Below are 8,601 nucleotides of genomic sequence, written 5' to 3' on the forward strand. Positions count from 1 at the left end.
CAAACTGACTCGCATTGCCTTTGCCCTGATGACGACTGAGCAGGCGTATCGGCCTGCGGCCGATACGCGGGGGTAGACATAGAATCTCCTACGCCCGATCAATCAGGCCTTGGCGCCGAACACTTCGCTCAGGTGCTGCTGGTAGCGCGCCACGTCGCCCTCGATATTCGGGCGCTTCATCACGTCCACGCAGAGGAAGGTCGGCAGCGGGCTCAGGCCGAGGAACTGGTTGGCCTTGTGGAAGGGGAAGTACACCGCGTCCACACCCTTGCCTTCGAAGAAGTCGGTCGGGTCATCGAAGGCCTGCTGCGGCGCGTTCCAGGTGGCCGAGATCATGTACTGCTTGCCCTGTAGCAGGCCGCCGCTGCCGTACTTCTGCGAGGCGTCGGAGCGGGTGCGGCCGTCGTTGGCGTAGAGGCTGCCGTGGCCGGCGGTGAACACCTCGTCGAGGTACTGCTTCACCGTCCAGGGTGCGCCCATCCACCAGCCGGGCATCTGGTAGACGATGACGTCGGCCCAGAGCATCTTCTGCACTTCTTCCTGGATGTCGTAGCCGCCGTCGATAAAGGTTTCCTTCACGTCGAAACCGGCGTGGTCCAGGTGGGCGATAGCGGCTTCGTGCAGGGTGGCGTTGTAGCGGCCGTCGGAGTGGGCGAACTGTTTGCCGCCGTTGATCAGCAGAATCTTTTTCATGGGAAGGCTCCTGAAGTGGGCATCGCCTGCTGGAGAGCAGTGCGCTGGGGAAATTCGATGGCGGCAGGATATCGGCCGGGGCGGGGCGGAAAAACCCGTTTCCGGACAAATGATCCGTGCGCAAGAATCAAGAATGAGAAGGTTTGATTTGCGTCAGGATTAGGCAATCTTTCCCCGCAACAGGAACACCCGCCGATGTACGCCTTCATCCTCCAGGCCCACACCCGCCCGGAAAAAGCCGAAGCTTTCGAAACCCTTTTCCGTTCCTATCTGACGCCCAGCCGCGCCGAAGCCGGCTGCATCCAGTACCACATGCTGCGCGATATCGCTGATCCGACGTTGTTCACCTTCTTCGAGGTCTGGCAGAGCCGCGAACACCTGGCCGTGCACAGCGCGCTGCCGCACATGCGTGAATTCCACGAGCGGCGCATGGACTACCTGCGCCGCGATTTCGCCATCCAGGAAGTCGAGGTGATGCAGCCGCTCTGACCTCGCCTCAGGCCACCACGCGGTTGCGTCCACCTTCCTTGGCCTTGTAGAGGTTGGCGTCCGCCGCGGCGATCAGTTCGCCGATGCTCGCGGCCTCGCTGTCGGAGGTGCTGGCCACGCCCACGCTGATGGTGACGATGCCGCGCGCACCCTTTTCGTGGGGCAGCGCGGTGTCCTCCACCGAGCGGCGGATCGATTCGGCGATCCGGGCGGCGCCGGCGCTGTCGCAGCCGGGCAGGATCACCACGAACTCCTCGCCGCCATAGCGCGCCGCGCCGTCGTCCTCGCGCTGGCAGCCCCGGCCGATCAGGTGTGCCACGTTGATCAGCGCCAGGTCGCCGCGCGGGTGGCCGTAGTGGTCGTTGTAGGCCTTGAACTGGTCGATATCCATCATCAGTACCGCCAGGTGGCCGTCCCCGGCGCGGCGGCGCTGCCACTCGCATTCGGCCTTCTGGTCGAACCAGCGGCGGTTGTGCAGGCCGGTCAGCGGGTCGGTGTCGGCTTCGTTGCGCAGACGGCTTTCCTTGGCATCGCGCCGGCGCAGGTGCTGCGTCAGGCGGTAGACGAAGAACAGCGTCGCCGCGTTGATCGCCACCAGCAGGCCGCTGCTGATCCAGGTGCGTGCCGTCCAGGTCTGGAAGATCGCCTCGCGGCACAGCTCCACCGAGACCACCGCCGGGTAGTCACCGATGCGCCGGTAGCCGCGCCAGTAAGCGTCGGAGGTGCTGCTCTGCTGGCGGAAGTAGTCGCTGCGGCCGCTGTCGATGAATTCGCGGAAGGTACCGGCTTCTTCCTCACTGGCACGGCGGGGCTCCGGTGGCCACTGGGCCAGCACGGTGCCGTCGAGCAGGCGGATCGAGACCACCCCGTACTTGCCCAGGTCCAGCCCGCGGACGAAGGCTTCCAGGTGCTGCAGTTCCTTGATCGCTGCCACCGCGCCGACGAAGTTGCCGTCACGGTCCAGCACCGCGCGCGACAGCGCGACGCTCGTCGAGGAGCTGGGATAGGACGGTATGAAGGGATGGCTGAGCAGCAGCCGGCCGGGGTTGTCCCGCGCCGCCTGGAAGTATTCGCGGGTCGACAGGTCGTGGTTCGACTCGCCGGCGTGGTTCAGGTCCGCCAGTAACTGGCCGTCGGCGTCGGTCACCACCAGCGTGCCGGACTGCACGGAGCCGGCGGCATGGCCCTGCACCAGTTCCTGCAGCACCTGCTGGGACAGCGCCGGGGTAGCCGGGCCGGTCACCACGTTGGCCAGGGTCTGCAGGGTCTGGGCGTGCACGTCGAGGTCGCGGTGGAACTCGCGCTCCACCAGCAGCAGGGTGTTCTTGCCGCTGGCATGGGCGTAGGCCAGGGCGTCGTCCTTCATCTGCAGCATGTGCCAGCCGGCCAGCAGCGAGGCGAGCACGGCCAGCAGGAAGATGAAGCAGAACACACGAGCCGGCTTGAGCACCTCGCCCACCTCGGAAAATGACTTCAGGTTCCTCAGTCTTCAGGGCTGGCGGCTGGCGTTCAATCGCACTCAGGAACTCCCTTGCCTTATGTCAGGCTCCCTGGGAATTCTCCCCAGGCCGGATGAGGCAAACGTTGCCGGGTTTTTCCGGCAAGGGAACCGGAACGCGCCGGCCGCAGCCAAACGCAGAGAAATCCCGCATCATTGAGCCCTTTTCCACTCCCGGAGCCGTTCATGCCCAGCCCGTCCCTCTTCGTGCGTAGCCTGCTGTTGCCGCTGGGGCTGCTGTCCGCCAGCCTCGCCACCGCCGCCGACCAGGAGGACCTGGTGCAGGCCATCAACGCCTACCGCGGCGAGGTGCAGAGCTGCGCCGGCACGGCCTCGCAGGGGCTGCCGCCGCTGGCGCTGGAGCCGCGCCTGGCGATTCCCGCCAGCGTCGGCGACTGGAAGACTGCGCTGAACCAGACCGGCTACCCCATGAGCAGCGTGCGCATGCTCAGCCTGATCGGCCCGCGCGATGCCACGGCGGCGATGAAGGCGCTGCAGGAGAGCTTCTGCCAGGTGCTGCTGGACCCGCAGTTCGTCGACGTCGGCGTCAACCGCGAGGGCGAGGACTGGCGCATCCTCCTCGGCCGGCCGCTGCTGCAGGGCAAGCTGGGTACCTGGGAGGCCGAGGGCCAGCAACTGCTGCAGGCGATCAACCGAGCGCGTGGCCAGGCGCGCCAGTGCGGCGGGCAGAACTTCGGCAACGCCCCGGCGCTGAGCTGGAACGCCACCCTGGGCGGCACCGCTGAAACCCACAGCCGCGACATGGCCAACAACAATTACTTCGACCACAAGGGCCGCGACGGCAGCACGCCGGGCGACCGCGCGGAACTGGACGGCTACGCCGGCCAGCGCATCGGCGAGAACCTCGCGGCCGGGCAGGGCAACGCACAGAAGGTGGTGGACAGCTGGCTGGCCAGCCCCGGCCATTGCGCCAACCTGATGAACCCGCAGTACACCGAGCTTGGCGCTGCGTATGCGGCAGACCCGAAGAGCGACGCGGGCATCTACTGGACGGCCATGTTCGGCTCGCCCTGAGCCCTCAGCGACCACCGCTGAGCAGGCCGGGCTCGCCGGCCTGGCGCTTCACCTTCGCCGCGAGGATGGCTGACTCGATCGCCGCCAGCGTGCCCTTGGCCGCGGGGAATTCGAACACGCCGCTCTCGGCGAGGGTGGAAACGCGCTCGCCGTTGACCAGGGTGAATTCCACGAAGGCCAGGTGTTCCGTCCAGGAGCGATAGCGCCGCACCATGAACAGGCTGTGGCGGCTGCGCACCGAACTGATCTTCTCCAGGGCGATCTGCCGGTGACTCTGCCTGCCGCAGAGCACCAGTTCGCCCTTGTCGATGAAGGCCGGTTCCGCCCGCGACACCCGTCGCCATTCCACGGCGAAGCGCGCGCCGAGGATCAGCAGGACCAGCGGCAGGCCGGAAAACGGCGCGACGACCCCGGCGAACATCTTGATCAGCGTGAAGACGGCCATCGCCAGCAGGATCAGCAGGGTCACGGCGCGATAGAAATGGACGTTGTCGAACTCGGTCTGCGGCAAGAACCGGACTTCCATGTGGTTTTCTCCTGGGCGACTGCAAAACGTCCTTCAGCCAGACGTTGTAGCAGACTGCGCGGCGCTTGCCATGCGAGGCAGGTCGCAACCCGGATCGCGCCCCAAAGAAAAACCGGCGCCTGGGCGCCGGTTTTTCGTCTGCTGCTGCGGGAATCAGTGACGCTTCCCGCCTGAATCGTCCGCTCAGTGCGGCTGATTCAGGGTCAGGCGCATGTGACGGTTCACATCCTTGTACAGCAGGTAGCGGAAGCGACCCGGGCCACCGGAGTAGCAGGCCTGCGGGCAGAAGGCGCGTAGCCACATGAAGTCGCCGGCTTCCACCTCGACCCAGTCCTGGTTCAGGCGGTACACCGCCTTGCCTTCCAGCACGTACAGGCCGTGCTCCATCACGTGGGTCTCGGCGAACGGAATCACGCCGCCCGGCTCGAAGTTGACGATGTTCACGTGCATGTCATGGCGCATGTCGGCCATGTCGACGAAGCGGGTGGTGCTCCAGCGGCCTTCGGTATCGGGCATCACCTTCGGCTCGATGTCCTGCTCGTTGGTGACGAAGGCTTCGGGCAGCGGCACGCCGTCGACTTTCTGGTAGTGCTTGCGGATCCAGTGGAAGCGGGTGTGCTGGCCGCTGGTGTTGCGCACCTTGTAGTCGGCGCCCGGCGGAATGAACGCGTAGCCGCCCGGCTGCATCTGGTGCACTTCACCCTGCAGGGTCAGGGTCAGCTCGCCTTCGACGATGAACAGCACCGCTTCGGCGTTGATGTCCTGCTCGGGCTTGTCGCTGCCGCCCTGGGGCGCCAGTTCGACGATGTATTGCGCGAAGGTCTCGGCGAAGCCGGACAGCGGGCGGGCGATGACCCACATGCGCATGTTGTCCCAGAAGGGCAGGTGGCTGGTGACGATGTCACGCATCACGCCCTTGGGGATCACGGCATAGGCTTCGGTGAACATGGCGCGGTCGGTGAGCAGCTCGGTCTGTGCCGGGTGCCCGCCGTGCGGCGCGTAATAGGTGGATTTGGCCATGGGTTGGTTCCTCATTGTTGTCTTGCTGCCCGGCGCGTTCGGCGCCGTGGTGAGCAATTGGTGCAGAGCGGCGCGCGTGTCGGAGCGCTGGCCGTCGCTGGAAGCCACGATATCCAGCGGCGTGTTCATGCACAAATTAAATGTTGGAATCCGCTGTATTCGAATTATGAATGCGCGTGCCAGGCACTCAAGCCCTTGTGTCCTGGGCCAGAACCTTCGACAACACCCGCGCCAGTTCCTTCACCATCGGGTCCACGGCCGGCCGGTGCAGCATCGCCACCTCGAACACGTCCACCGAGGGTAGCCCGATATTCTTCGCCAGCACGGCATGCCCGGCCGTTACCGCGCGCTGCGGCAGCAGGCCGATGCCCATGCCGTCGGCGATGGCCGACTGGATGCCGGACAGGCTCGAACTGGTGAAACTGATGTGCCAGCGCCGGCCAATGGACTCCAGCGCGGCGATCATCTCGTCGCGATACACCCCGCGCGGCGGGAAGGTGACGATGGGCAGCGGGTCCAGCTCGATGCAGGCGTTCTTCGCGCTGTCCACCCAGCGCGTCTTCTCCGGCCAGCAGGCCACCGCCTCGCGGGCGTTCTGTCGCTGCTTGAGCAGCACCAGGTCCAGCTCGCCGCGATCGTAGCTGGCCGACAGGTCGCGGCTCAGCCCGCTGGTGACCTCCAGCTTCACCTGCGGATAGCGACGGTTGAACGCCGCCAACTGTTCGGTGGTGCGCCCGGTGGCGAAATCGTCCGGCACGCCGATACGCACCGTCAGCGCCACCGTGGCGCCGGACAACGCCTCGACCATCTCGTCATTCAGCGCCAACAGCCGCCGGGCATAGCCCAGCAGCGTATCGCCGGCATCGGTGGGCAACACATCACGGTTGCCGCGCTCCAGCAGGCGATGCCCGGCCATCTCTTCCAGCCGGCGAATCTTCTGGCTGACCGTGGATTGGGTCGAATGCAGACGCGCCGCCGCCGTGGTGAAACTGCCGCAGTCGGCCACCGTGACGATGGCGCGGAGCAGGTCGAGGTCGAACAGGCGTGTATTTGGTTTGTCACTGTCGCTCATGGCGGCATCGGGTTTTCAAATGGGATATCTGCTTTTATCAGCTCCCCACCTGTTCCAGCAATCCAGAGTACGGCAGGAGTTTGCCGCCCCTGCGCCAGGCGCTATTTTTCGAGCATTGCAGCCAGTACTTGGGCGAAACGATCCGCAGGCCAGTGCTTGAGGTCGGAGACCTGGCCGTCGCCCAGCTCGATCAGGCGCAGTTCGCCAGTCGCCGATTGCACGAGGTCCATCGAGTAGAAGGGGCACTCGACCCTGGCGGCGATGCGGTGAGCCAGTTCTGGGACCAAGCCGTCGCGACCGTAGGGCACCCCCTTGACGACGAAGTAACGCTCTTCGGTCTCCGGCTCCAGCTGTTCGAAGCGACGAACGCAGATGCCGCCCTCGATGGCGCCGCGATAACGCTCGATCAATTGAACAATTTCGGCAGCCTCCTCTGGTGTCGTGGCAACCGAGCCGCGTTGGGTGGTCAGGGACTTCACGTAGTCCTTGATGAAGAAGGCCGGCCAGTCGAGGCTCGCCAAGGCGTGGGTCAGGTCGGTGCCGATCGGATACACAAGGGTTTCCGGGGTCCAGGAACTGCATTGTGCGTACCAGTTGGGCAAATGGTGGCAGTGCAGGTACTGCTCGGGTGACGTCAGAGGCTGTCCGCCCTGCTCACCAATGGCGCTGCAGAGCTCGCGATAGGCTGGCGCATCGAGCATCCAGCCGCGATAAAGCACTGTGGAGCCTTCAGGAAATGCTGGCCTGATTCGTGCTCCGTTCGTCCCCAGTTCTTCCAGTGGGATCACGGAGCAACCGAGCCCGGCAGATCGAGCAGCGTCGAATTCAGCGGCGTAGGTCTCATCGACGCGTCTGGGGACATCAGGGGCGGCAGGGTAGATCAGGTGCACGGCATCGTTTCCTGAGGAGTGAGCCATGCATGCTAGGCCGCGGCCTACTTGCTGTCACCGCTGGCCTGATCGTTTATGGCAGCCACGTGGGGATATCGCCGAGCCATGCCGATTTTCCTGCCGCCATCTAGACTCCACCTGCTGACCATATCCGGGGGAAACACACGGAGAGCGTCATCATGAAACGTCCACCGATCTTCCTGCCGGTGCTGGCTGCGGTCGCCGCGTTGTCCGGTTGCATGAGCAACGAAGAGTTCCTCGCTTCCAACCAGCAGGCCGCGCTCAAGGCCACCGAGTCGCGGGCGAAGTTCGAGATGAACTGCGAGTCGATCACCAGCAGTGTGCTGTCGAGCAAGGTCACCAGCGTCCGTCGTGCCATGGAGCGCACCGAGTACACCATCGGTGTGCGCGGCTGTAACAAGCAGGCGACCTACATCACCTACTGCCTCAACCCGGAAACCTGCAACGCCATTGCCGATACGGCGCGGATGGGGACGCCCTAGGGCCTGACGGGATGGGGAGTTTGCGGTCCATCCTGACCCCGCGGCGGCAACTTTGCAGGACGCCGGAGATCAAGGCCGTGCAGCGGGCGTGGAATGGAGGTGGAGGAGGAGTCGAAGCAGGCTGGCCCCTGATTGGACAGGGGCCGGGAGGATGCGTCAGGCGGCGGAGCGGAGCAGGGCCGGAATTTGTTCGGAATCCTTCAGGGCGTTGAGCAGCAGCGGATCGTCGTCGAACCAGCCTTTCTCGGCCAGCTTCATTTTCTCGTCGAGCAGGGCACAGATAGCCAGCGCGGCAATGGCACGGTCACCATTGGCTTCACGGATTGCTTTCTCGATTTCTTTACGCAGTTTCATTTCTCGTCATCCCTAAGCGCCGGATTGAATTGGATAGCCTCGCCGGAAGCGGGGCGAGTCACTGTTCGTTTCGCATAGGTGCGTGGAACACAGAAACTTGGGCACCTGTTATCGCCAACGGTTCCCCTCTCTAGCTTCTTTACTACCTTTTGGCGCGACGAACGGGCGTAGCAAGGTGCGCTGAATCGCTCGTTCCCGGCACTCCCCGCGTCAGGTAGAAGCGTAGATGAGGGTTGGAAAACCGCCTGGCCTGCGTGTGAATTTATGAGGCCAGCTTGCTCTCGCGTGTGAACGATGCGCCTGATTCCTTAAGACTCACTTAAGGCCGCAGACAGGTGAACGGGTGGTCGACGCGATGCCTCTGGAATGGGGTTCCGTCGGCCGGGGGCAGTTCGCGGGAGTGATCGGCGAGAAACGGAAAAGCCCCCGGTGTGAACTGACCCCCGAAAGTTGGACAGTTGGACTGGGCCGCTAAGCTGCCAATGACTGAGCCCTGTATTGAACGGGGCTCAGTCCCTTCA

Annotated in this window: 10 protein-coding genes; 3 read left to right on the top strand and 7 right to left on the bottom strand. The window is 64.6% G+C overall.

The window, feature by feature from the left end; translation table 11 throughout:
• Positions 1-102: 102 nt before the first annotated feature.
• Entirely contained in the window at positions 103-693 is a 591-nt protein-coding gene (locus HNP46_RS35310; RefSeq protein WP_184598888.1) for an NAD(P)H-dependent oxidoreductase, read from the bottom strand.
• A 195-nt stretch (positions 694-888) separates the two neighbouring features.
• On the opposite strand from HNP46_RS35310, the gene HNP46_RS35315 reads away from it, so the two are divergent.
• The gene (locus tag HNP46_RS35315) at positions 889-1,182 is read left to right on the top strand and encodes a putative quinol monooxygenase (protein WP_184598890.1); all 294 of its coding nucleotides are present in this window, start codon (positions 889-891) and stop codon (positions 1,180-1,182) included.
• Positions 1,183-1,189: 7 nt separating this feature from the next.
• On the opposite strand, the gene HNP46_RS35320 is transcribed toward HNP46_RS35315, so the two are convergent.
• Positions 1,190-2,632: a sensor domain-containing diguanylate cyclase gene (locus HNP46_RS35320; protein ID WP_184598892.1), complete on the bottom strand. Its 1,443-nt coding sequence runs from the start codon at positions 2,630-2,632 to the stop codon at positions 1,190-1,192.
• Between the two features lie 234 nt (positions 2,633-2,866).
• Between HNP46_RS35320 and HNP46_RS35325 the strand changes: the two genes are divergently transcribed.
• The gene (locus tag HNP46_RS35325; RefSeq protein ID WP_184598894.1) at positions 2,867-3,715 is read left to right on the top strand and encodes a CAP domain-containing protein; all 849 of its coding nucleotides are present in this window, start codon (positions 2,867-2,869) and stop codon (positions 3,713-3,715) included.
• Positions 3,716-3,719: 4 nt separating this feature from the next.
• Here the strand turns inward: HNP46_RS35325 and HNP46_RS35330 are convergent, their stop codons facing one another.
• The 4 genes from HNP46_RS35330 to HNP46_RS35345 all read right to left on the bottom strand — a co-directional run bounded on the left by HNP46_RS35330 (position 3,720) and on the right by HNP46_RS35345 (position 7,223).
• Positions 3,720-4,241 carry a hypothetical protein gene (locus tag HNP46_RS35330; protein ID WP_184598896.1) on the bottom strand — a complete coding sequence of 174 codons (522 nt, stop codon included), beginning with the start codon at positions 4,239-4,241 and terminating at the stop codon, positions 3,720-3,722.
• A 183-nt stretch (positions 4,242-4,424) separates the two neighbouring features.
• Positions 4,425-5,261 (bottom strand): bifunctional allantoicase/(S)-ureidoglycine aminohydrolase, encoded by an 837-nt coding sequence (locus tag HNP46_RS35335; protein WP_184598898.1) that lies wholly within the window; start codon positions 5,259-5,261, stop codon positions 4,425-4,427.
• 187 nt (positions 5,262-5,448) lie between these two features.
• Positions 5,449-6,333 (bottom strand): LysR family transcriptional regulator, encoded by an 885-nt coding sequence (locus HNP46_RS35340; RefSeq protein ID WP_184598900.1) that lies wholly within the window; start codon positions 6,331-6,333, stop codon positions 5,449-5,451.
• A gap of 101 nt (positions 6,334-6,434) precedes the next feature.
• Positions 6,435-7,223 carry an ATP-grasp domain-containing protein gene (locus HNP46_RS35345; RefSeq protein WP_184598902.1) on the bottom strand — a complete coding sequence of 263 codons (789 nt, stop codon included), beginning with the start codon at positions 7,221-7,223 and terminating at the stop codon, positions 6,435-6,437.
• A 179-nt stretch (positions 7,224-7,402) separates the two neighbouring features.
• On the opposite strand from HNP46_RS35345, the gene HNP46_RS35350 reads away from it, so the two are divergent.
• Positions 7,403-7,726, top strand: coding sequence for a hypothetical protein (locus tag HNP46_RS35350; protein ID WP_184598904.1), 324 nt, complete (start codon positions 7,403-7,405; stop codon positions 7,724-7,726).
• A 156-nt stretch (positions 7,727-7,882) separates the two neighbouring features.
• On the opposite strand, the gene HNP46_RS35355 is transcribed toward HNP46_RS35350, so the two are convergent.
• Positions 7,883-8,080 (bottom strand): hypothetical protein, encoded by a 198-nt coding sequence (locus HNP46_RS35355; protein ID WP_184598907.1) that lies wholly within the window; start codon positions 8,078-8,080, stop codon positions 7,883-7,885.
• Between the last annotated feature and the right edge of the window lie 521 nt (positions 8,081-8,601).

The sequence above is a fragment of the Pseudomonas nitroreducens genome, assembly GCF_014204515.1.
Lineage (GTDB): Bacteria > Pseudomonadota > Gammaproteobacteria > Pseudomonadales > Pseudomonadaceae > Pseudomonas > Pseudomonas nitritireducens_A.

Excerpts from the sequence above, each read along its gene's own strand:
- HNP46_RS35310 (WP_184598888.1), bottom strand. The coding sequence starts at position 693 with ATGAAAAAGATTCTGCTGATCAACGGCGGCAAACAGTTCGCCCACTCC.
- HNP46_RS35315 (WP_184598890.1), top strand. The coding sequence starts at position 889 with ATGTACGCCTTCATCCTCCAGGCCCACACCCGCCCGGAAAAAGCCGAA.
- HNP46_RS35325 (WP_184598894.1), top strand. The coding sequence starts at position 2,867 with ATGCCCAGCCCGTCCCTCTTCGTGCGTAGCCTGCTGTTGCCGCTGGGG.
- HNP46_RS35330 (WP_184598896.1), bottom strand. The coding sequence starts at position 4,241 with ATGGAAGTCCGGTTCTTGCCGCAGACCGAGTTCGACAACGTCCATTTC.
- HNP46_RS35335 (WP_184598898.1), bottom strand. The coding sequence starts at position 5,261 with ATGGCCAAATCCACCTATTACGCGCCGCACGGCGGGCACCCGGCACAG.
- HNP46_RS35340 (WP_184598900.1), bottom strand. The coding sequence starts at position 6,333 with ATGAGCGACAGTGACAAACCAAATACACGCCTGTTCGACCTCGACCTG.
- HNP46_RS35350 (WP_184598904.1), top strand. The coding sequence starts at position 7,403 with ATGAAACGTCCACCGATCTTCCTGCCGGTGCTGGCTGCGGTCGCCGCG.
- HNP46_RS35355 (WP_184598907.1), bottom strand. The coding sequence starts at position 8,080 with ATGAAACTGCGTAAAGAAATCGAGAAAGCAATCCGTGAAGCCAATGGT.